Below are 22,770 nucleotides of genomic sequence, written 5' to 3' on the forward strand. Positions count from 1 at the left end.
AGTTGGTGGCAAACGAAAAACTTCAGCAGCAATTTGATGAGTTGCGGTCACAATTGAATACGTGGTCCCGTGAATATTATTCACTTGATAAGCCGAGTGTTCCGGATGATGTTTACGATCAGAAATACCAGGAATTAGTGAAATTGGAAAAGGCCCATCCGGAAATGGTCACGCCGGATTCGCCAACGCAACGGGTCGGAGGCCAAGTTTTAACAGGATTTGAAAAGATTGGACATGAAATTCCGATGCTTTCGTTAGGCGATGTTTTTTCAAAGGAAGAACTCGCGGATTTTGTTGTTAACCTTGATCAAACGGTTCATCAGCAAATTGATTACAATTGTGAATTAAAGATCGATGGGTTAGCGATCTCCCTTGTCTACCGGAATGGTAAATTTGTTCAAGGATCGACCCGGGGAAATGGGCAAATCGGCGAAGACATTACTCAAAATTTGAAGACAATCAATGCAATCCCGCTTGAATTGTCCGAGCCCGTTGACGTTGAAGTTCGGGGCGAATGTTACATGCCGAAAGCATCATTTGTTGAACTTAATCAGCGGCAAGAAGAACAGGGAAAACAGATTTTCGCCAATGCCCGGAATGCGGCCGCCGGATCATTACGGCAGCTTGATAGCCGGATTACCGCTGAGCGAAAATTAAGCACGTTTATTTATTATTTGATGGAACCAGAAAAATTTGGCGTTACGACGCAAAGCGAAGCACTTGAAAAGATGCGCTCGTGGGGCTTTAAGGTGAACCCTGACTATCAAGTTGCGCATAATATGGATGAGATTCGGGCCTACATTGATGAGTATCAGCAAAAGCGGGCATCGTTGCCGTATGATATTGACGGCATCGTAATTAAAGCAAATCCGTTTAAGGTGCATGAAGAAGTGGGCAATACTGTGAAGGTTCCACGGTGGGCAATCGCGTATAAATTCCCACCGGATGAGCAGGAAACCGTCGTTCACCAGATCGAATGGACGGTCGGCCGAACGGGAGTTGTTACCCCAACGGCCGTGATGGATCCGGTTCAATTAGCCGGAACAACGGTCAGTCGGGCTTCCCTTCATAATCCTGATTACATTAAAGAAAAGGATATTCGCATCGGCGATACCGTGAAGTTGTTTAAAGCCGGAGATATTATTCCAGAAGTGGCAACCGTTGTTTTGAAAAAACGGCCGGCAGATTCGCAACCATATTCGATTCCAACCGAATGTCCGGAATGTCATGCACCACTTGTTCATCTCGATGATGAAGTGGCATTACGGTGTATTAATCCGAAGTGTCCAGCGTTGGTGAAGGAAAGCTTGACCCACTTTGCTTCCCGAAACGCAATGGATATTCAAGGACTGGGAACCAAAATCATTGCCCAGTTGTATGAACGAAAAATGGTTCAGGATGTGGCCGATCTATATCAACTTAACTTTGAAGAATTGCTGCAACTTGATAAATTTAAGGATAAGTCAGCCAATAATTTACTGACGGCCATCGATAATAGCCGGCATAATTCGTTGGAACGGTTGTTATTCGGTTTAGGGATTCGGCACGTTGGAGCAAAGGCGGCCCGCCTGATTGCCCAGCATTTTAAGACGATGGATGCGATTAAAAAGGCAACGATCGATGAAATCGCAGCAATCAAAACGGTGGGGCAGACGATTGCGGAAAGCGTGGTTACATATTTCCAAAACCCGCAAGTTAATGAGTTGCTTGAAGAACTTGTTCAAGCGGGAGTCAACATGGATTTTCTGGGTCAATCTGAAGAAGAACAGGCTGCGGCGGCCGCAGAAAGTCCGTTTAATGGACTTCGGGTCGTTTTGACGGGAACGCTAGACCATTTGAAACGGGCAGATGCGAAGAAATGGCTTGAAGCGCATGGAGCGAAAGTGACCGGCAGTGTTTCTGGGAAAACAGATTTACTGATTGCGGGACACGATGCCGGAAGCAAACTTGCCAAAGCACAGCAATTAAATGTTAAAATTATCAATGAAGCAACCTTTATGGAACAAATGGAGGCAGAAGATTGAAACGAAAAGCAGGAGCCTTTGTCGGAATTTGCTTAGCTGCTTTACTCCTTGTAGGATGCGGCAAATCAAATAACAGCTCGTCTTCGGGCAGCAATGATACGACAACGACAAAGAAGACAGATAAATTTCAAATTACCGGTGATGCGGATAGCGACCAGTATCGCGGCGTAATTGAAAACGGCCGGTATCGGATAAGCAAATCACGCGGAGTCGGCGTGCAGCAGGATGCCAACAACATGCTGAACTTGAAAAACTTTGATATTGGGATGACGGATATTTCAAAGAAGTTCTTTTCAACCCAAAGTTATATTTTCCAAGAAGGGCAATACTTATCCACGTCAACGGTTGAAAAATGGTTAGGCCGGCAGTCGAAAGATAATCCGGATGGCTTGAACCCGGTTGATAATGGCAACGGTTCGAACCGGAATCCAATGTATGTTCAACAAATCGGCGAACAAGATTACATGAAGAACAACAATGGTAAGTTGACATTGGCCGGAATGACGATCGGAATCGGAATGAATCAAAAGGATTATTACCAAAAACAACAGTATGGACCAACCTTTACGCAATCAATTCCGCACGATAAGATGGTTGCGCAAGGAAAGGCAGACGCCCAAAAGGTTTTGGAACGGGTCCGGAAAATTGACGGGGTTCCAAATAACATTCCAATCGTGATCGCAATGTTTGAACAGGCCCCGAATGATAGTTTGGTCGGCGGATCGTTTTATGCATATGCAGTAAGCAACAGCGGAACGCAACTTGGCGACTGGAAGAACCTTGATATTAAGAACGTGGTCTTCCCGGCAACATCAACTAATTCAGTTCCAAACAGCAACGATGAACACAGTTTTGAAAACTTTAAGGATAAGATTCAAAACTTCTTCCCGAACCTTGCAGGGGTAACGGCCCAAGCTCAATATGACGGCAACACCCTTAAGGGAATGAACGTGAATATTACAACCCAGTTCTATAGTGAAACTGAAATTATCAGCTTTACACAATACGTTGCTCAGGCTGCCCAAAGTTACTTGCCAAACAAGATTCCAATCGATATTCAAATCTTAGGATCTGATGGTAAGACCCAAGCATTCCTTTCACGGAACGCAGGCGAAGGAAAATTTGAAAGCCACATTCTCACCGGAAACTAATTTAGATTTTTTCATATGCTAAAATAAAAGTAATGATTTAAGGTTAGAAAGAAGGAAAAATGATGGAAATCACAAAGGATGACGTTAAAAAAATTGCTTCCTTATCAAAGCTTGAATTTACTGATCAAGAACTTGAAAAGTTTACCAAGCAATTAGAAGACATCATGAACATGTCACACCAGTTAAGTAAGATCAATACAGATGGTGTTAAGCCAACAATCAATGTTACGGATGCAGTCAACATTATGCGTGAAGATGTTGCTGAAAAAGGTGTTGACCGGAGTGAATTAATGAAGAATGTCCCTGAACACGAAGACGGGTTTATCAAAGTTCCCGCAATTATTGATGAAGGGGAGGATAACGAATAATGGACTACTTGAAGAATGATTTAACAAGTTTGCACCAAATGTTAGTTAACAAGGAATTGAGTGCAAGCGAATTAATGCAAGCAACATTTGATGGGATTGCGAAGCGCGAACCGCAAATCGATGCATTTCTTGCAATGAACAAGGATGAAGCATTAAAGCAAGCGGCCGCAATTGATCAACGGGGAATCGACGCGGACAATGTTTTAGATGGAATCCCAGTTGGAATCAAGGATAACATGGTAACAAAGGGATTAACAACGACCGCAGCCAGCAAGATGCTGGAAAACTTTAACCCGATTTACACTGCAACGGCGGTTGAACGGCTTGAAAATGCCGGAATGGTCGTTGCCGGAAAGTTGAACCTTGATGAATTTGCGATGGGAAGTTCAACGGAAACTTCAGCTTTTAAGAAAACGAAAAATGCGTGGGATCAAACGAAGGTTCCTGGCGGTTCTTCAGGTGGTCCAGCAGCAGCCGTTGCTTCAGGTGAATTGATTGCTGCTTTAGGTTCTGATACGGGTGGTTCAATCCGGCAACCAGCTGCATTTAACGGCGTTGTCGGTTTTAAACCAACGTATGGTCGGGTATCACGGTACGGCTTAATTGCCTTTTCATCAAGCCTTGACCAAATCGGCCCAATGACCCGGAACGTTAAGGATAATGCGTTGATGTTAAATGCAATTGCTGGTCAAGATAAGCATGACTTTACAACTTCTCCACGGGAAGTTCCTGACTTTACATCAAAAATCGGGAAGGATATCAAAGGCATGCACATCGGGGTTCCAAAAGAATTCATGGATGTTGATTTACAACCCGAAGTCCGGGAAGTTGTTCAAAATGCCATTAAGACATTTGAAAGCTTAGGAGCAACGGTTGATGAAATTTCATTGCCGCACTCACTTAACGGAATTCAAGTTTACTACATTGTTGCAACTTCTGAAGCTTCATCAAACTTGCAACGGTATGACGGAATTCGTTATGGTTTCCGGGCAAAAGACGTGAAGAACCTTGAAGATGTTTATGTTCGTTCACGTTCAGAAGGCTTTGGTGATGAAGTTAAACGGCGGATCATGCTGGGGACATTCTCACTTTCATCAGGCTTGTATGATGAATTCTTTGGCAAAGCAACCAAGGTTCGGACATTGATCTGCAACGAATTTGACAATGTCTTTAAGGATTATGATTTGATCTTAGGACCAACAACGACAACGGCAGCATTTGGTTTTGGTGAAAAGACCGATGATCCGATTGCCATGTACATGAACGATTTATTGACAATTCCAATGAACCTGGCCGGCGTTCCTGCAATGTCAATTCCTGGCGGTTTCACGAAGGACGGATTACCAGTTGGAATCCACCTGGTTGCACCGCGGTTTGATGAAGAAACGCTGTACCAAGCAGGTTATGCATTTGAACAAGCAACTGATTTTCATAATCAAATCCCAACGATTGGAGGTCAAAATTAATGAACTTTGAAACAACGATTGGACTTGAAGTCCATATTGAAATGCAAACAAAGTCAAAGGCTTACTCGCCGGCACCGGTTGTTTACGGGGCTGAACCGAACACAAATACCAATGTAATTGACTGGGCATATCCAGGGGTTTTGCCAGAAGTTAACAAGGGTGTTTTGGAATACGGAATGCGGGCTGCAATGGCTTTGAACTGTGAAATTGAACAGGACTTGCATTTTGACCGGAAGAACTACTTCTATCCGGATAACCCGAAAGCATACCAGATTACCCAAAAAGATACTCCAATTGCCCATGATGGCTGGTTGGAAATCGAACTTGAAGACGGAACGAAGAAGAAAATCGGAATCGAAGAAATGCACGTCGAAGAAGATGCGGGGAAGAATACCCACAATCCAAACGGCTATTCATACGTTGATTTGAATCGTCAGGGAACTCCGTTGATCGAAATCGTTTCAAAACCGGACCTTCATTCAGCAGATGAAGCCTACGCATACTTGTCACGGCTTCGTCAAATCATCAAGTTTACCGGAATTTCAGATGTAAAGATGGAACAAGGTTCAATGCGGGCCGACGTAAACGTTTCTGTGCGGCCAATCGGTTCTGATAAACCAGGTGTTCGGACCGAAATGAAGAACTTGAACTCACTTGATCATGTTCGGAAAGGGATTGAATACGAAGAAAAGCGGCAACGTGGCATTTTACTTAAGGGTGGCGAAATCGAACAGGAAACTCGCCGGTTCGATGAACCAACCGGAACGACCGTTTTAATGCGGTCAAAGGAAGAAGCCAACGATTATCGTTACTTCCCAGAACCAGATTTGCCGACATATCACATTTCAAACGAATGGATCGAAGAAGTTCGCAAATCAATTCCTGAAATGCCAGATAAGCGGCGGGAACGCTACATTAATGAATGGGGTATTCCAGCTTATGATGCCAAAGTTTTGACCCAAACAAAGGAAATGTCAGACTTTTATGAAGCAACGGTTGCCCATGGCGGCGATCCGAAATTGGCTTCAAACTGGTTGATGGGTGAAGTGAATGCTTACTTAAACGACAAGCAAATTGAACTTGGCGACACGGCATTGACGCCTGAACACTTAGCGACCATGATCCAATTGATCAAGGACGGAACGATTTCATCAAAGATCGCGAAGAAGGTCTTTAAGGAAATTATTACGAATGACACTGAACCAAAGGCATGGGTTGAAGAAAAAGGCATGGTTCAATTGTCAGATCCTGCAAAATTGCAACCGATCATTGACGAAGTACTTGATAATAACCAACAATCAATTGAAGACTTTAAGAACGGTAAAGACCGGGCATTTGGCTTTTTAGTTGGAAACATTATGAAGCAAACACGGGGCAAGGCAAACCCGAAAGTCGTTAATAAATTATTAACGGAAAGCTTAAAGAGTAGATAAAATTTGCTGGCGAAAGAGGGATTAACAATGCAAAAACGTTGTCGTATTATTTATAATCCGACATCTGGACGCGAGGCAATCAAAAGCGACCTTGTTGAAATCTTGAATATTTTGGAACGTGCAGGTTATGAAACCAGCGCTTTTGCGACGACCCCCGAAGAAAATTCGGCACGCAATGAAGCTGAACGGGCTGCGCGCGCTGGCTTCAATTTAATTGTGGCTGCCGGCGGTGATGGAACGATCAATGAAGTCGTAAACGGAATTGCCGGATTGAAGCACCGGCCAAAGTTGGGAATCATTCCCGCGGGAACAACGAATGACTATGCGCGGGCATTAAAGATTCCGCGTGAAAGTCCGGTTGAAGCAGCGAAGGTAATTGCGCGCGGTGAAACGATCAAAATCGATATTGGAATGGCTGGGGAAAAGTACTTTGTTAATATTGCCGGGGGCGGCTTATTAACAGAATTGACCTATGTTGTTCCGTCAGAGGTTAAATCGCTGTTCGGCTACCTTGCATACTTTGTTAAGGGGGCTGAAATGCTTCCGCGCATGAAGCCGATCGACATGCACCTGGAATATGATGACGGCGTATACGATGGAAAAGCCTCAATGTTTTTCCTTGCGTTGACCAATTCAGTCGGCGGGTTTGAACAGCTTGTTCCAGACGCATCATTAGATGATGGAAAATTCACGTTAATTGTGGTTAAAACCAGCAATTTAATGGAAATTCTCCAGTTATTCACCAAGATTTTAAATGGGGGAAAACACATTGATGATCCGCGGATTTTGTATGTTAAAACTTCAAAGGTTGTAGCCAAACCAGTAAACGAAAAGATGATGATCAACATTGACGGCGAATACGGTGGCGATGCGCCAATGACGTTTAAGAATCTGAAGCAACACATTGAGATTTTTGCAAACGTCAAAGATATCCCCGACGATGCAATTCGGCAGCAAGAAGAAGATGAGCAGGCTGAGGACGCCCGCGAGCATTTGATTCAAGGCGTGGAAAACTTATCCCACGAAGAACTTGAAATGAATGATGCTGATCACCAATTAGAGGATAAATAATTAATCAGGAGAGAAGCTGTGGATAAGTCTTCTCTCCTTTTCAGTAAATGAGGTAGGAAATGAAAACACCAGTATCAAAAAATGAGAAATTAACAGTCACTGTGGAAGACTTGACCTACGAAGGAATGGGCGTTGCGAAGGTTGATGACTATCCGTTGTTTATTGCAGGGGCTCTTCCGGGTGAAGAAATTGAAGCGATTGTGGTCAAAGCACGCAAAAATTTTGCTTTTGCGCGGGCACTTAAATGGTTTTCAAAGAGTCCGGACCGGGTGGAAGATGACGCGCAACAAGATGGCGTGACGCCGTTAGGACACTTAAAGTATGCCGCCCAGTTGAAATTTAAACAGAATCAGATTCAACAATTGTTGAAAAAGGCCCATCTTGATGAGCAAATCAAAGTCTTATCCACATTGGGGATGAAAAATCCAATTCATTACCGGAATAAAGCCCAGGTTCCAGTGCGCAAAATCAATGGCCAACTGGAAGTTGGTTTTTATCGCAAAGGAAGCCATCACTTTGTTCCGATGAAAGACTTTACGATTCAGGATCAGCGAATTGATGAGATTTTGCAGTCCACATTGGTGATTTTGAATAAATATGATTTATCAGCCTATGACGAACAAACGCAAAGGGGATTGATTCGGCATTTAATGGTTCGGCGCGGTTATTACTCGCATGAAGCAATGGTGGTGATCGTAACAAACGGAAAAAGTTTTCCACATGGGGATAAGATTGCTAATGAAATCATCGAATCAATGCCTGATGTGAAAAGTGTGATTCAAAATGTGAATAACCGCAACACCAATGTGATTCTTGGAAACCAAGACATTGTTCTTGCTGGCGCTTCAACGATTACCGATACGTTGAATGGTTTGAGGTTTAAAATTTCGGCCCATTCATTTTATCAGGTTAACCCGCAACAGACAGAGGTTTTGTACAATGAAGCGATTAAGCAGGCGGGATTAACAGGAAATGAAACCGTGATTGACGCTTACTGCGGAATTGGGACAATTTCATTAAGTCTTGCTGAGCATGCCCGTAAGGTGTACGGGGTGGAAATCGTGCCGGAAGCAATTGCGGATGCGAAGGAAAATGCCCAACTTAATCACATCGATAATGTGGATTTTGAAGTTGGGAATGCTGAAGAGTGGATGGCCAAATGGGAAAGTCAGGGAATCAATCCTGACGTGATCATGGTTGATCCACCACGGAAAGGACTTACAAACAGTTTGATCCACAGTGCCGCTGCTATGAATCCGAAGAAGATTGTCTATGTGAGTTGTAATCCTGCAACTCTGGTTCGTGATATTCAGCAATTTATGGATGAAGGGTATCATGTATCCCAGCCGATCCAACCTGTGGATCAATTCCCGATGACGCAGCATGTCGAGAGTATCACAGTAATGACAAGGAGCTAAGCGACGCAGACATTGCTAGTGATCCTCCGCACGATAGTCACCCAAGAAAGAGGAGCAGAGCGACGAGTGATTGGGAAGTGGCGAACCGCGGAGAGCAAGGTACTTTGCTTGAGCGCGACTAAAAGGAGCGAGAAAGCTTAGAAACGCTCCACGCGATAGTGTCCGAAGAGTAAGGAACGAAGAGACGAAACGATTCGAGGACACGAACCGCGAGAGAGCAAAACACAGTAAGGAGCTAGGCGACGCAGGCATTGCTAGTGATCCTTCGCGCGATAGCTACCCAAGAAAGAGGAGCAAAGCGACGAGTGATTGGAAAGTGGCGAACCGTGGAGAGCAAGAAACTTTGCTTGAACGTGACTAAAAGGAGCGAGAAAGCTTAGAAACGCTCCACGCGATAGTGTCCGAAGAGTAAGGAACGAAGTGACGAAACGATTCGTGGACACGAGCTGCGAGAGAGTGAAATTTATTGTATTTGAGAGAGGATATAAAAGTGAAAAAAGAAAGTAATTATTACATGGATGAACAGCCAATTGATATTACAAGTGAAGCGAATTTTATTTGGGGTATTGCTAATAAATTACGTGGAACATATCTACCAGATAAGTATGGGGATGTCATTATTCCAATGACAATTATTCGGCGATTTGAAAGTGTTTTAGAACCAACAAAAGCTGCGGTTTTAGCCAAATTTGAGGAAATGCCTGCTTATCCAGCACGGGCAATGTATAAAATTAGTGGTTATCAATTTTATAATACTAGTAAGTTTGATTTAGCTGAATTATGTAATGATCCAGATAATATTGCAGCCAATTTTAAGGCGTATTTAAGTGGTTTTTCAACAGATGTACAAGAAATTTTACAAAATTTAGATATTGAGAATCATATTGATAAGATGGATGAAGGCGGGTGTCTTTATTCAGTAGTTAAAGCTTTCTCTGAATTAGAACTTAGCGTTGAAAAATTTGATAGCATTAAAATGGGTTATATTTTTGAAAATCTAATTGCTCGTTTTTATCAAAATGTGGAGGCAGGGCAATTTTATACCGGTCGAGATATTATTCAACTTTGTGTCTCATTATTACTTGCTGAAGATAGCGATGATATTTCTGAAGAAAATAAAGTTGTTACTATTTTGGATCAAGCATGTGGAACAGGTGGAATGCTTTCAACGGCTTATGACTATATCAAACATATTAATCCTACAGCCAATATTCATTTATTTGGTCAAGAATTAATGGGGCAATCGTATGCGGTTGGATTAGCAGAAATGTTGATTAAAAACCAAAACATTGATAATTTTCGTCATGCTGATACGTTAAAAGACGATTGTTTTCCAAATCAAAAAATGCGTTATGTTTTAGAAAATCCACCATTTGGAACGCCATGGGGTGGCAAAGATGCTAAACAAGGTCAAGAAGAAGCTGTTAAAGAGGAGTATCTTAGGGGTGAAAATAGTCGTTGGGGAGCAGGATTACCTAAGACTAGCGATTCACAACTTCTTTTTGTCCAATCTGCCATAAATAAGCTTGATAAAAATGGACGGGCTGCTATTATCGAGAATGGTTCTCCACTTTTTACCGGTGGAACTGCATCGGGTGAATCACAAGTTCGTAGATGGTTATTAGAGAATGATTATTTAGATGCAATTGTTGCTTTACCAACTGATCTTTTTTATAACACGAGTTTAGCAACCTACATTTGGATTTTAACTAAGGATAAGTCACAAAAGCGCAAAGGAAAAGTGCAATTTATAGATGCTACCAATATCTACGAAACCTTACGGAAACCACTTGGAAATAAGAAACGTGAATTTTCACCAGCTAACCGTGAAAAAATTACGAAATTATATACTGATTATCAAGAAAATAAGCTTTCCCAAATTCATGATAATTCAGAGTTTATTTATCGCGAGTACTCAGTTATGCAACCATTACAACGAAGCTATGCCATTAATGATGAGCGAATTGAAACTATGATTGCTAGTTTAAGTAGTTTTTTTGATCAGGTAAAATTTGATAATTTAAACAATAATGAAGAAGAACTATCAGCCAAGGATCAGAAGCAACTTGCTAAATTACAAAAGAATAAGCCAGCTTACGACCAATTACTAGCAACTTTGGAGGCTAATAAGTCAGAAAAAGTTTATAAATCATTGGGTGAGTTTGAACCAGTGATTACAGAACTATTAAGTGAGATTGTTGATAAAAAGGTAATCAAAAAGGTAATTGATGGTTTGTCTAAGATGGATAAAACGGCCGAAATTCAGACAGATAAAAAAGGCAATATTCTTTACGATAAGGATACAGAAGATACAGAAATCGTTAATATCAATACTTCAATTGACGATTACATGGCCAAGGAAGTATTACCGTTTGTACCTGACGCTAAAGCATTCTTTAATGAAGATTTAGGAAAGAAGAAACCGGTTATTAAGACTGGGGCAGAGATTCCATTTACTCGTTACTTCTACCAATATCAAAATCCGGAGTCAGTTGAGAAGTTAGCTGATGAAATTAAGAGTTTAGAGAGTGAAATTAATGCAGAAATGCAGGAGTTATTTAAGTAGGAAGGTGGAAGTAGATGGAACTAGATGTAAAAAATCAGTATTGGATGGGGAAAATACCTGATTCATGGGAAACGAAAAAGATAAAGTTTGTATTATCACAGAGAAATGAAAATAATGTTCCTATAAAAAGTACAGAGATTTTATCCCTAACTGCTAAACAAGGTGTTATTCCATATTCTGAAAAAGAAGGTGGTGGTAATAAGCCTAAACAAGATTTTTCTGCATATAAATTAACCTATCCTGGTGATATTGTAATAAATAGTATGAATATTTTGTCCGGAGCAGTGGGTTTATCCAAATATATGGGATGTATTAGTCCTGTTTACTATGCCTTAAAACCTAAGAATAATACGGATGATGTAAGGTTTTTCTACTATGTTTTTGCAAATAAAATCTTTCAAAGTAGTTTATTGGGATTAGGAAACGGAATACTTATAAAACAATCGGATAATGGTAATTTCAATACAATCCGAATGAGGATACCGATCGAAAAAATAAATAATTTGAGTGTTCCTTATCCGTCACCAAGTATCCAGCAACAAATAGCTAATTTTCTTGATCACAAAACGACTGAAATTGATGGACTGATTGACAAGATTAATGCTGAAATTGATCTTCTGGAAAGATACAAACACGCTGCAATTTCTAATGCGGTGACAATAGGTATAGATTCAAATTCAAAATTGAAAACTAGTAATGTTGATTACATTCCCATTTTGAATTCAAATTGGAGAATTACAAAATTAGGTTATATATGTAATAAATTAATGCGTCCATTTAACTCTACAGATACTGCATTAATTTGTTCTAATCAAGGGAAAGTTATAGAAAGACCTGATAGTGCTTCAGGCATTATGGTTAGTGGTGATAATGCGATGCAAGGAATAAAAAATGGTGACATAGCTATTCATGGAATGGATACATGGCACGGTGCGATTGCATTATCAAATAAAAATGGAAAAATTACTCGTGTAGTTCACGTATGTGAAAGTATAGAAGACAATAGGTTTATTGTTTATTATCTGCAACACTTGGCTTTTCAAGGAGTATATAAGTTAATATCTAATGGTGTTCGAGGCAATACAAGTGATTTTCGTAGTTGGGAAAAAGTTAAGAATATTTATATTTCGATACCAGAATCTATGCAAGAGCAGGCACGAATATGCGATTATTTGGATGAATTAACTTCAAAAATAGATAAAAATATTAACCAAAAACAGCAACAGATCACTCAGCTAACAGAATACAAGAACTCTCTTATTTTTGAATACGTAACGGGTAAAAAACAAGTAAAAGAGGCGAATTAAAATGCGCGGTCAAATTGACGAAAGATATGAATATCAACGAGAAATTATTAATCATTTAGTTAATGAGAATGGTTATGTTGAAAGAAATCATCGCAATTTTGATAAAAATTATGCTCTAGATCGAGAATTGCTGTTTGAGTTTTTAAAAGATACTCAACCTGATATTTTAGAAGAATTATCAAAAATTTTTGGTGATGATTTAGAAGAAACCATTATTAATACAATTAATAACTTTGTGGTTAGTAAAAAGGGAAGTTTATTAAGTGTTTTGAAACATGGTGTTGATATCAATAATAAACATCTAACGCTTTTATATGGTAAACCTGCAACTAGTTTTAATCCTGAGCTATCTGAGTTATATGATAAAAATATTTTTTCCGTAATGGAGGAGGTTTATCCCGACAAAGCTAACAAAGAACGTGTTGATTTAGTAATTTTTATTAACGGTTTTGCGGTTATTAGTTTTGAAATTAAAAGTAACAGTCAAGGTCAAAATTATGAAGATGCAATTCGACAGTACCGGACAAAGCGTAATCCAAAAGATCGTCTTTTTCGTTTTAAGGCGGGATGTTTAGTTAATTTTGCCATGGATACTGAAGAAGTATATATGACAACGCAACTAGATAAAGAAAAGACTTTCTTTTTACCTTTTAATATGGGAAAAGGAGAAGGAGTAAACTCAGGTGCAGGAAATCCTATTTTTGAAGATAGGTATAGTGTTTCTTATATGTGGGAGGACATTCTCACGAAAGATACTTTAATTGAATTAATTACTAAATTTATTTTTATTGAATCCAAAGAGGTTAAGGATCAAGTTACAGGTAGGACGAAAACTAAGGAAAGAATTATTTTTCCTCGTTATCACCAATTAGATGTTATTCGAAAAATTTTGGCAGATTTGAAAGTTAATAAAACAAGTCAAAACTATCTTATTCAACATTCAGCTGGATCCGGTAAAACTAACTCAATTGCATGGTTAGCACATCGTCTGGCGAGTTTACATGATGAAGATGATAAAATTATCTTTAATAATATAGTTATTATGACTGACAGAGTAGTAGTTGATCGGCAACTTCAAAAAGCAATTATGGGGATTGAGCATAAAGCAGGATTAATTAGAGTTATGGATGATAGATGCAACTCTGCTGATTTAAAATCAGCATTAGAAAGTAATACAAAGATTGTTGTTACGACTATTCAAAAATTTCCGTATGTTGTAGACTTACTTAAAGATGATGAGAATCAATCAAAAGAGGTATTAAGTAATAAAAAATTTGCGGTTATTATTGATGAAGCACATTCATCAACCGCTGGTAAAAATATGATGGCTGTAACAAGTGCATTATCATCTACTGATTCATTTTATGAACAAGATGTGCAGGATCAATTAGTTCAAGAAATTAAAAGTACGGGTAAACAAAAGAACGTAAGTATGTTTGCGTTTACAGCAACGCCTAAGTCAACAACATTACGGTTATTTGGCCGGCAAGATAGACAAGGAAATTACCGGGCTTTTCATTTATATAGCATGAAACAGGCGATTGAAGAGAATTTTATTCTTGACGTTTTAGCTAATTATACAACCTATGAAACTTATTACGAATTGAATAAGGAAACAACAGATGATCCGGAATTGAAAACTTCGGATGCAAAGCGTCAAATCGCTCAGCAAATTGATTTAGATGATACCAATATTGCTCAGCGTACTGAAATTATCATAGAGCATTTTCGAAAACATGTAATGTCTGAATTAGGAAATCAGGCTAAGGCTATGGTGGTAATGCCTTCAAGAAAAGCTGCAATGAAGTATCAGCAAGCCTTTCAGAAATATATAGAAGATCATCATTATGATGATATGGGAGTATTAGTTGCTTTTTCTGGTAAAGTAAATTTAGATGATGATCAAGAATATACAGAATCTTCGATTAATGGAATAAGTGAAGAAAAAACAGCTTATGAATTTAATAGTGAGAATTATAGATTTTTATTAGTAGCAAATAAGTATCAAGTGGGCTTCGATCAACCAAAATTAACGGCAATGTATATAATGAAAAAGATTGCAGGTGTAAATGCAGTACAAACGTTATCACGCCTTAATCGCATATGTCCACCGTACGAAAAAACTCCATTTGTACTTGATTTTTCAAATAGTTACGAGGATATTGAAAAGGCCTTTGCACCTTATTATACAACCACTTTAATGGCTGACACTGTTAATAAGCAATCTGTCTATAACTTAGTTGAAAAAATTGAAGGTTTTTATGTAATTGATCCTATGAATGTAGAAGGGGCTAACTTGATATTACATAAAACACGTATTGAAAGTAGAGATAAAAAGAAATTAAACTTTTATTTTGTGGCAACTGAAAAGAAAATTAAGGAATTAGATGAATCGCTTCAACGGGAAATTATTATCACTTTACGCCACTTTGTTCGTTGTTATGAGTTTTTATTACAGGTTTCAAATTTGGACGATATAGAGTTGCAAAAATTATACAATTATGTTTCATATTTACTTAAGTATGTTGATATAAGTAGACCAGGTCAAGGCTACGACTTAACTGGAAAGATTAAGGCTAGTAATTTTGCCCAAAAACAAACTGGAAGTTATACAAAAGGGACTAATAGATCTAACCCAGAGGTTAAATTACCAGTAGCGGGTGATATTGAATTAGGTGAGAATAAGAAGGAAAAGTTATCAAAAATCATTGAAGAGGTCAATCAAGTAACAGGATCTAATTTTGATAATGATATTGCTGTTAAATCAATGTTACAAATACGTGATTTAATGATGAAGTCAAATGATTTACGGAGTAGTGCCCAAAATAATAGTGAACACGATTTTGAACTTTCATATTTTGATCGAATTGATGATATGCTTATTGAAGGCTTAGAGCATAATAAAGAATTTTTTACTTTATTACTTGACAATGATGATTTAAAAAAGAAAGTTTTAGGAACCTTTGCCTCAGAAATTTATAATTCACTAAGAAAAGAAAAATAGAGTACAATAATTACGGTTAGTATTAGTCAATCTTACGGATTGACTATATTTTTTTAGAAATGGATTTTTCTAAAATGCTATAATTATACTACTTAAATTAATAGACAAAAATTAAGGGGAAAAGTATGGAATTTTTAGAGCATTTAAAAAGCAACAATGAATTTCCAATAATCTTTATTGGTTCAGGAATAACTCAGCGATATTTTAAGGATGCACCTACTTGGGACGAATTACTTCAAAAATTATGGCAGGAATCAAGCATCGATACTACTTATTTTGCAAGATTTGATGAATTGAAAAAAACAGAAAATACAGAATTCAATGTGTATACTAAGCTAGCAGAGGAAATAGAAGAAAAGTTCGATTCAGAATTTTATAATGGAAAAATAACATTGAAAAATTTTTCGCCTGAACAGGCGCATAAGGGAAAAATATCACCATTCAGATGCCGAATAGCAGAGATATACTCTAATCTTCAACTAAAAGATGGCATTGAAGAAGAATTAACTTTATTTCAACAAATGCTTCAAAAAGCGAGGCTAATTGTAACTACAAACTATGACGGCTTTATAGAAAATCAGTTTGATAATCGAATTAAGGTTCGTATAGGAAACAAAGGATTATTTGAAAATACTGCTGATATAAATGAATTATATAAAATTCATGGTTCAATAGATGATCCGAATAGTATTGTTATTACTGCAAGTGACTATAAGAATCTTAAAAGAACTTCTGCAATAGTGAATGCAAAGATTTTAAGTAAGTTAACTGAATCTCCAATTCTATTTTTAGGTTATTCGCTTACAGATGAAAATATTCGCTGTTTATTAAAAGATTTAGCAGATAATATGCCGTTTTCAATTGAAGACGCAGCTAGGAGAATTGGAGTTGTTGATTATAAAAGGGGTCAGTCAAAGGTTAATGAAATAATTCGTGACTCATTTGGAGTTCACTATACGCAACTTTCAACTGATAATTATTCTGAAATATATGAAAAAGTTGCTGAAATAGATCAAGGCGTATCACCAAGTGAAATTGCTAAGTATCAAGCAGCGTTTAGAAAAATTATCGATATAAAAGGTAAAAAAGGTGAATTAAAGAATGTTCTTACTTCTTTTGTTAATCTGGACAAGTTACCAGATGAATTAAAGAAGCGAAATCTAGTTGTTGCTTTTGGAGATAATAGATATTTATATAAATATCCAAGTTATGCGGATTATGTTAAAAGCTACTTTCTTGAAAAGGATGATATGCCATTAGAAATAGCAATAAAATTTATAACAAATTTATCGCCACAATCTGCATTACCAATTTCAAAGTATTTATTAAAGTTAAAAAATAATGGAGGTATAACTCTAACGGAAAGAGATAAGAATAAAATAAATAATCGTTTAAGAAGATTTGAATCTCTTTCTTCGTTAAATGTTAGTAAACCTGGAAATAAATATATTGATAGACTAAAAAAGTTGGATTTTACTCAACCTGAAAAGACTTTTGAAAATAATGACCTTATGCATCGATTAAAAATTATGTATTTTATTAAGCATATTAATGATTATAGTCAGGAAGTAATAATGAATATGATTAAGTATATTTTAATCAATGAGGACGATAATTTTATAGGTGAGACGAATTGTAGAAAATTATTTCTAGCATATAGCTTAAAGTTCGAAGAAAAATTTGATGAAATTTAGCATAAAAAAGGCCTCAATCGTAGGAGACACCTACGTGAGGCCTTTTTTGTTGGACAACAAAACAAGCATTACAGAACGTAACTGTTTTTTGCTACTTTGATTATAACAATCTATATTTTATTAGTCAAAAGTGTAATTTGGGGGATGCTATAATTTATCCAAGGTATAAAAATAAGGGGATGTTGCAATTGATTATGTGGACGAATCAACCTTACTGCGTTTACCAACAATTAAGGCGAGACGGAATTTTCAATTGTGATCCGCATAAATCCATTCTTTTAAAAGAAACGAATTTCCAAAACGCATACCGGTGGATGATCAACCAAATGAAAAGTAAAATCGGTGATCCGCCGAAAAACGTTAAGGCTCCGATTTGGGCATGGTATCGCAGCAAAAATTATCAGCATTGCCGGCTCGATTTTCGCTGGGCTCAAGATTATGAAGATGAGGTCTGTATGGAAATTGACATTCCCGAAGAACAGGTTCTCTTAAGTGAATTTGAAGAATGGCATTTTGTATTAAGTAACAGCTATCTTGCTCCAGCAACAAGCCATGAAGAATATCAACGATTAAATAACTGGTTTGAGAGTTTAACGCCTAAGAAGCAACAACGTGTCAAGGAAAAGTCATGGCAGCAAATTTTTGATATTACGATTCGCCGTCAGGATGAATGGACTATGAATGGTGAAATAGTTCAGGGATGCTTTTGGCAATTAAAAATTGATCAAGTGCGGAAAGTTTGGCGTTTGAAAAAGGGCGCGAGGGTGCGTGAAATTAATTGAAAGTAAACTCGTAACGACTTTAAGTTGTTGCGAGTTTTTTATTTTAAAATCTGCTTGCAAAAATCAATTTAATAGGGTAAATTTTAAATCAAGTTAACAGATAAAACTAATTTACGAAAGAAAAGAGGGATTGGAACGAATTCATTTGGTATTTGGATTATGATCGCAATTTTGGGATTCGGAGTTGAGATTTTCACAACTCAATTAATTTCGATCTGGTTTGCAGTCAGTGCACTGATTAATTTATTTTTGGTTTCAATGCATATTGGTCTTAAATGGCAGTTAATTCAGTTTATTGTAACGGGTGTGACCCTGCTATTGATTTTCAGACCACTTGCGAAAAAATTGCAGCCGAAATTTCATCCAATGAACGCTGCGGATGGAATCATCGGAAAAACCGGGACCGTTTTGAATGATCAACGCGTGAAGGTCGATGGCCAGTTATGGAAGTATGCGGCAGTTGAAAAGTTGAATACTGGTGATTCGGTTAAAGTCGTGGCACTGAATGGGGTCACGTTACAAGTCCAAAAAATTAAGGGTAGAGAGGAATAGGAATGTTGTTTTTAATTTTATTAATCATTATTGTTATTTTAGCTGTTCGGTGTGTGAAGGTCGTTCAGCAATCTGAGGCCTATGTCATTGAACGCATGGGAAGTTATTTTCAAACTTGGAATAATGGAATCCATTTTAAAGTTCCATTCATTGATAATATTGTAAACAAGATCTCGTTGAAAGAACACGTGATGGATTTACCGGCTCAAAGCGTAATTACAAAAGATAACGTTTCAATGAACATCGATACGGTGATGGCCATTGAAATTACGGACCCTAAATTGGCAACTTACGGGATCGATAATTTAGAAAATGCGTTGGAAAAATCAGTTGGAACGGCGTTGCGAAACGTTGTTGGTGAACTCGAATTAGACCAAACCTTATCAGAACGTGATTCAATTAATGCTAAAATGCAGAATTACATGGATGAAGTTACTGGAAAATGGGGCGTTAAGGTTAACCGGGTTGAATTGAAGAATATTGTGCCACCGAAGGAAATTCAAAATGCCATGGAACGGCAAATGAAGGCTGAACGTGAACGACGGGCTCAGGTTACCGAAGCTAAGGGAAATAAGGAATCCCAAATTTTGCAAGCCCAAGCCGAAGCTGAAGCCGCCGAAACGGAAGCTAAGGGACGGGCAAATGCTGAAATTGAAGAAGCTAAAGGGAAAGCCCAAGCAATTCGTGAAGTCCAACAAGCATATGCTGATAGTTTGACAATGATCAGTAATGCCAATATCAGTGATGCGGCTTTGAAGTTGAAGGCCTTTGAAGCATTGAAAGATGTTGCCAACGGGAATGCCACGAAGCTGATCGTTCCAAGCGAGTTGCAAGATTTAACCACTTTAGGTTCAGCGTTAAAAGTTTCAGCTGAAAAAGAGCAAAAGTAATTTAATCCATCGATTACAACAAGACTTGTAGATTTTTACAGGTCTTGTTTCTTTATTTTAACAATCGAAAACGGCCCCATTATTCAACTGAAGCCGTTAGGAGAATGAGTATTTCAAATTTGAATTCCTTGAACTAAACAAACGAAAATCGTTGCAATCAACATGTCAGCTGTTCCGCCTAAGCTGAGATTTTGTTTGGTAAATTCATGGTTTAACCGATTGAGGAATTGCTTTCCTGCATTGGTATGGTATCCGCCACGTTTGAAAAAAATTTCAATTTGTGATTTAACCCATTCAAAAATTTGCGGGTCATCTGAGCGTTTGAGGAGATTACTATCCTCAACGTTTGCGGCAAGAAACAAAAGAGTATTTATTAATTTTTCTTGCGTTGTTCCATTGGCTTGGGTCAAATAGGGAACCCCAATTTTAAAAACGGTTGGAAAACCACGATACGCTTCGCCGCGAGCACCCGTCAAATGATACTTTGCAAATTGTTTTTCACCGGCCGTATCTTGGTGATGATGGAAATCATCTAAAATGTTGCATGTCATTTGTTGAATAATCGCTTGGATATCATTCAAAGTATAATTTGCATAATTTTTTTGAGCATATGCAAAGGCCGTTAAAATGATTCCAAGCGAAAAAATTGCTCCTTTGTGAGTATTAATACCATTAGTTGCCGTAAACATCCTTTCTTCGGCTTCAATTCCAAGAACCCGAATCTTTTCAAAGAGGTTGAGAAGATCATCATCAGCGGTTTGAACCGCTGCAATACAGTTTTCAAAATACGGGATAAGCGAAGCCGAACTATCAATAAAGGTATAGACATCCATATCCGGATGCGTTGAATGGCCAATCGGATCGACCAGTCCTGGTTTGGGGAGGGTAGCAACTTCGTATAAAAGTGCCCGCAACGCATTTTGAGTCAATGAATTCATTTTTATTTAACTCCTACTAATGATTTTAATTTTGACCATCCAACGTGAAGGCCGATTGCAGACGCAAACGAAAGAATCCACGTAATAATCCAATTTACAAAAAATGAAAGAATTGGATGGGCAGTATGAATTTGAGCGGGGGTGATCCGCCAAATGATCTGGGTCCAAAAAATGTTCGATAAATATGCCCGGTATGCATAAGTTGCCAGAAAATGGAAAATTTTTAAAAGACGGTCTTTTTTAACTTCCATATGCCAAATGCAAAGGGTGGCGACGAGGGCAATAATTCCCAATGAATACAAGGTCATTGAAACCTTATAGTATGGCGCATTCGCTAATGAAACTGGAAATCCGAAATGGAAAAGCTCAAGGTTGGTCCAGCAAAACATTAGGATTACAAAGGCAACCATCAATTTCCAATGCTTACGGAGCCACTGATTGACCTGAGGTGCAAATTTCCATGCTAAAACACCAAAAACACCGTAAATGATGAAACTGATAAAAACGCGATCAAGCAAATACCAATTATTTTGATGAGGACCGTGAAAAACTTCAATATCGTAAAATATAAGCCATCCTAAATAAAGAAGACTTGTAACTAACGCAATGGTTTTCCCCCGCCGAGGATTATTATTCACAAACCGGCCTAATTGCCAAAATAGCGGCATTAGAATAATAAATTGAAGCATCATGGTGTTATACCACAAGTGCGGTGCCGCATTCCCATTCACAAATTGCCATAAGAAGGATTTGAAATTGTGAAAATGCTCATGTTGTTGAACCCATGGCATTCCGATCAAGTAAATTAAAGTCCACCAAATTGTTGGCACAAGCAGAGCATGCCACTGCTTGCCGAGGTATGAACCGTAATCCTGCCAGCTTGAGGTGGGATTGGTTCGCAAAGTTGTGTATAAAATTCCAAAGATAAAGGCTGGAGCAGTGTATTTTACAAGGTTATAAAGAACTCCTACGAGAGATTGAATTTCAACTGATGGATGGAGTTTTAAAACTAATCCGAGAATTGGTTGAAGCATCACTGCAGTACAAGCGAAAACTTTTAGGTAGTCACCAATATCTGCAATATACTCATCTTTTTGATTTGAATTCATATGGACCACTTCCTATATAGATTTCAGGATAGAAAGTGAAGTAATCTTTAAGCATTCTACAAAATCTTTTTTCAAAATTCAATAGGATTATGAGTTAAATACATTAAAAATTTCGTTGCGAACTTCTTGCAAAGGACGCGAAAGCAGTTGATGCTTGGTATTTAAGTAGATTGTCCGGTGTGGAAGATTCTTTTGCAGTTGAACAAGATTAAAGTTTTCTTTAATTCCGCTCCATGATTTTGTCGGCACAAAACTCCAGCCAATTTGATTTTCAATTAAATGTCGAATCGTTGACGGATCGTCAGTTTCATATTGGGGAACGATTTTTAAATGGAAATCGGCGTTAAAAGTATCTAAAATTCCGCGTAAAGAGTGCCCCGGACTCATTGCAATACACGGTGTTTGTTGCAGTTCATCAAGGGTAACGTATTTTTTTGATCCGGATGAGAAATTCCATCCAATCAAAATATCTTCGGTGATGACGGGTTCACTTTTAAAATGCAGCTGCGGTTCATCGTTAACAATAAAGTCAAACTGTTCAAGGTCGGTATCACCATTGATATGTTGGGTAATATTTAACTTAACATTTGGTAATTCTTGTTTGATTTGCATCACAATTTTGACGATCAGCGGAGATGCAACTTTAAAAAGAATCGATACGGGATAGTAGTCAGTATCGATTTGGTTTAGTGATTGAACACCGCGATTTAAAAGATGCAAACTGTCTGAAACGTAGCTATAAAAGAGCTTTCCTTCACGACTTAATTTTAGCGAGCGTCCTTCATGAATGAAAAGCTCAGTTCCAAGTTCGTTTTCAAGCTGATGAATCATTTTACTAACGGCTGCCTGACTGACAAATGCTTTCTTAGCGGCTTGGGTCACGCTTCCGTTGTCAACGACCATTAAAAAGTATGTTAATTGATTTAAATTCATTGGGATCATCCTTAACTAAATGGTTAATAGTTATACCTAATATATATTATACGCAGGCTATGTA

The 22,770-nt window shown here is 38.1% G+C and carries 17 protein-coding genes; 14 read left to right on the top strand and 3 right to left on the bottom strand.

Annotation, left to right across the window (positions count from 1 at the left end; genetic code table 11):
- Positions 1-5: 5 nt before the first annotated feature.
- From ligA to FC33_RS00640, 14 genes are all read left to right on the top strand, one after another.
- On the top strand, positions 6-2,024 hold the full coding sequence (gene ligA / locus FC33_RS00575; protein WP_057826687.1) for an NAD-dependent DNA ligase LigA: 2,019 nt from the start codon (positions 6-8) through the stop codon (positions 2,022-2,024).
- Positions 2,021-3,175, top strand: coding sequence for a CamS family sex pheromone protein (locus FC33_RS00580; RefSeq protein ID WP_057826688.1), 1,155 nt, complete (start codon positions 2,021-2,023; stop codon positions 3,173-3,175). The genes ligA and FC33_RS00580 overlap by 4 nt, the downstream gene beginning before the upstream one ends.
- 62 nt (positions 3,176-3,237) lie before the next feature.
- The gene (gene gatC / locus FC33_RS00585) at positions 3,238-3,543 is read left to right on the top strand and encodes an Asp-tRNA(Asn)/Glu-tRNA(Gln) amidotransferase subunit GatC (RefSeq protein WP_057826689.1); all 306 of its coding nucleotides are present in this window, start codon (positions 3,238-3,240) and stop codon (positions 3,541-3,543) included.
- Positions 3,543-5,009, top strand: coding sequence for an Asp-tRNA(Asn)/Glu-tRNA(Gln) amidotransferase subunit GatA (gatA, locus tag FC33_RS00590; protein ID WP_057826690.1), 1,467 nt, complete (start codon positions 3,543-3,545; stop codon positions 5,007-5,009). Before gatC ends, gatA begins: the two co-directional genes overlap by 1 nt.
- Positions 5,009-6,442: an Asp-tRNA(Asn)/Glu-tRNA(Gln) amidotransferase subunit GatB gene (gatB, locus tag FC33_RS00595; RefSeq protein ID WP_057826691.1), complete on the top strand. Its 1,434-nt coding sequence runs from the start codon at positions 5,009-5,011 to the stop codon at positions 6,440-6,442. The genes gatA and gatB overlap by 1 nt, the downstream gene beginning before the upstream one ends.
- Before the next feature lie 27 nt (positions 6,443-6,469).
- Complete coding sequence (locus FC33_RS00600; protein ID WP_057826692.1) at positions 6,470-7,513, top strand: diacylglycerol kinase; 1,044 nt, start codon at positions 6,470-6,472, stop codon at positions 7,511-7,513.
- A gap of 59 nt (positions 7,514-7,572) precedes the next feature.
- The gene (rlmD, locus tag FC33_RS00605) at positions 7,573-8,931 is read left to right on the top strand and encodes a 23S rRNA (uracil(1939)-C(5))-methyltransferase RlmD (protein WP_057826693.1); all 1,359 of its coding nucleotides are present in this window, start codon (positions 7,573-7,575) and stop codon (positions 8,929-8,931) included.
- A 490-nt stretch (positions 8,932-9,421) separates the two neighbouring features.
- Positions 9,422-11,497, top strand: a complete 2,076-nt coding sequence (locus FC33_RS00610; RefSeq protein ID WP_235803872.1) for a type I restriction-modification system subunit M — start codon at positions 9,422-9,424, stop codon at positions 11,495-11,497.
- Between the two features lie 14 nt (positions 11,498-11,511).
- On the top strand, positions 11,512-12,804 hold the full coding sequence (locus tag FC33_RS00615) for a restriction endonuclease subunit S (protein ID WP_057826694.1): 1,293 nt from the start codon (positions 11,512-11,514) through the stop codon (positions 12,802-12,804).
- Position 12,805: 1 nt separating this feature from the next.
- Entirely contained in the window at positions 12,806-15,808 is a 3,003-nt protein-coding gene (locus FC33_RS00620; RefSeq protein ID WP_057826695.1) for a type I restriction endonuclease subunit R, read from the top strand.
- 125 nt (positions 15,809-15,933) lie between these two features.
- Positions 15,934-17,502 carry an SIR2 family protein gene (locus tag FC33_RS00625; protein ID WP_057826696.1) on the top strand — a complete coding sequence of 523 codons (1,569 nt, stop codon included), beginning with the start codon at positions 15,934-15,936 and terminating at the stop codon, positions 17,500-17,502.
- A gap of 194 nt (positions 17,503-17,696) precedes the next feature.
- The gene (locus FC33_RS00630; protein WP_307723658.1) at positions 17,697-18,284 is read left to right on the top strand and encodes a DUF3841 domain-containing protein; all 588 of its coding nucleotides are present in this window, start codon (positions 17,697-17,699) and stop codon (positions 18,282-18,284) included.
- Between the two features lie 159 nt (positions 18,285-18,443).
- On the top strand, positions 18,444-18,836 hold the full coding sequence (locus FC33_RS00635; protein WP_057826697.1) for an NfeD family protein: 393 nt from the start codon (positions 18,444-18,446) through the stop codon (positions 18,834-18,836).
- A gap of 2 nt (positions 18,837-18,838) precedes the next feature.
- A complete protein-coding gene (locus FC33_RS00640; RefSeq protein WP_057826698.1) occupies positions 18,839-19,726 on the top strand; it encodes an SPFH domain-containing protein in 888 nt (295 codons plus the stop codon).
- A gap of 113 nt (positions 19,727-19,839) precedes the next feature.
- Here FC33_RS00640 and FC33_RS00645 read toward each other — a convergent pair whose 3' ends face one another.
- From FC33_RS00645 to FC33_RS00655, 3 genes are all read right to left on the bottom strand, one after another.
- Entirely contained in the window at positions 19,840-20,664 is an 825-nt protein-coding gene (locus FC33_RS00645; RefSeq protein WP_057826699.1) for a triphosphoribosyl-dephospho-CoA synthase, read from the bottom strand.
- 2 nt (positions 20,665-20,666) lie between these two features.
- The gene (locus FC33_RS00650; RefSeq protein ID WP_057826700.1) at positions 20,667-21,773 is read right to left on the bottom strand and encodes an acyltransferase family protein; all 1,107 of its coding nucleotides are present in this window, start codon (positions 21,771-21,773) and stop codon (positions 20,667-20,669) included.
- 87 nt (positions 21,774-21,860) lie between these two features.
- A complete protein-coding gene (locus FC33_RS00655) occupies positions 21,861-22,706 on the bottom strand; it encodes a LysR family transcriptional regulator (RefSeq protein ID WP_057826701.1) in 846 nt (281 codons plus the stop codon).
- Between the last annotated feature and the right edge of the window lie 64 nt (positions 22,707-22,770).

Source organism: Ligilactobacillus aviarius subsp. aviarius DSM 20655, from assembly GCF_001436315.1.
GTDB classification, from domain to species: domain Bacteria; phylum Bacillota; class Bacilli; order Lactobacillales; family Lactobacillaceae; genus Ligilactobacillus; species Ligilactobacillus aviarius.

Excerpts from the sequence above, each read along its gene's own strand:
- FC33_RS00650 (WP_057826700.1), bottom strand. The coding sequence starts at position 21,773 with ATGAATTCAAATCAAAAAGATGAGTATATTGCAGATATTGGTGACTAC.
- rlmD (WP_057826693.1), top strand. The coding sequence starts at position 7,573 with ATGAAAACACCAGTATCAAAAAATGAGAAATTAACAGTCACTGTGGAA.
- gatA (WP_057826690.1), top strand. The coding sequence starts at position 3,543 with ATGGACTACTTGAAGAATGATTTAACAAGTTTGCACCAAATGTTAGTT.
- FC33_RS00640 (WP_057826698.1), top strand. The coding sequence starts at position 18,839 with ATGTTGTTTTTAATTTTATTAATCATTATTGTTATTTTAGCTGTTCGG.
- FC33_RS00625 (WP_057826696.1), top strand. The coding sequence starts at position 15,934 with ATGGAATTTTTAGAGCATTTAAAAAGCAACAATGAATTTCCAATAATC.
- gatC (WP_057826689.1), top strand. The coding sequence starts at position 3,238 with ATGGAAATCACAAAGGATGACGTTAAAAAAATTGCTTCCTTATCAAAG.
- FC33_RS00620 (WP_057826695.1), top strand. The coding sequence starts at position 12,806 with ATGCGCGGTCAAATTGACGAAAGATATGAATATCAACGAGAAATTATT.
- FC33_RS00635 (WP_057826697.1), top strand. The coding sequence starts at position 18,444 with ATGATCGCAATTTTGGGATTCGGAGTTGAGATTTTCACAACTCAATTA.
- FC33_RS00600 (WP_057826692.1), top strand. The coding sequence starts at position 6,470 with ATGCAAAAACGTTGTCGTATTATTTATAATCCGACATCTGGACGCGAG.
- FC33_RS00615 (WP_057826694.1), top strand. The coding sequence starts at position 11,512 with ATGGAACTAGATGTAAAAAATCAGTATTGGATGGGGAAAATACCTGAT.
- FC33_RS00645 (WP_057826699.1), bottom strand. The coding sequence starts at position 20,664 with ATGAATTCATTGACTCAAAATGCGTTGCGGGCACTTTTATACGAAGTT.
- FC33_RS00655 (WP_057826701.1), bottom strand. The coding sequence starts at position 22,706 with ATGAATTTAAATCAATTAACATACTTTTTAATGGTCGTTGACAACGGA.
- FC33_RS00630 (WP_307723658.1), top strand. The coding sequence starts at position 17,697 with ATGTGGACGAATCAACCTTACTGCGTTTACCAACAATTAAGGCGAGAC.
- gatB (WP_057826691.1), top strand. The coding sequence starts at position 5,009 with ATGAACTTTGAAACAACGATTGGACTTGAAGTCCATATTGAAATGCAA.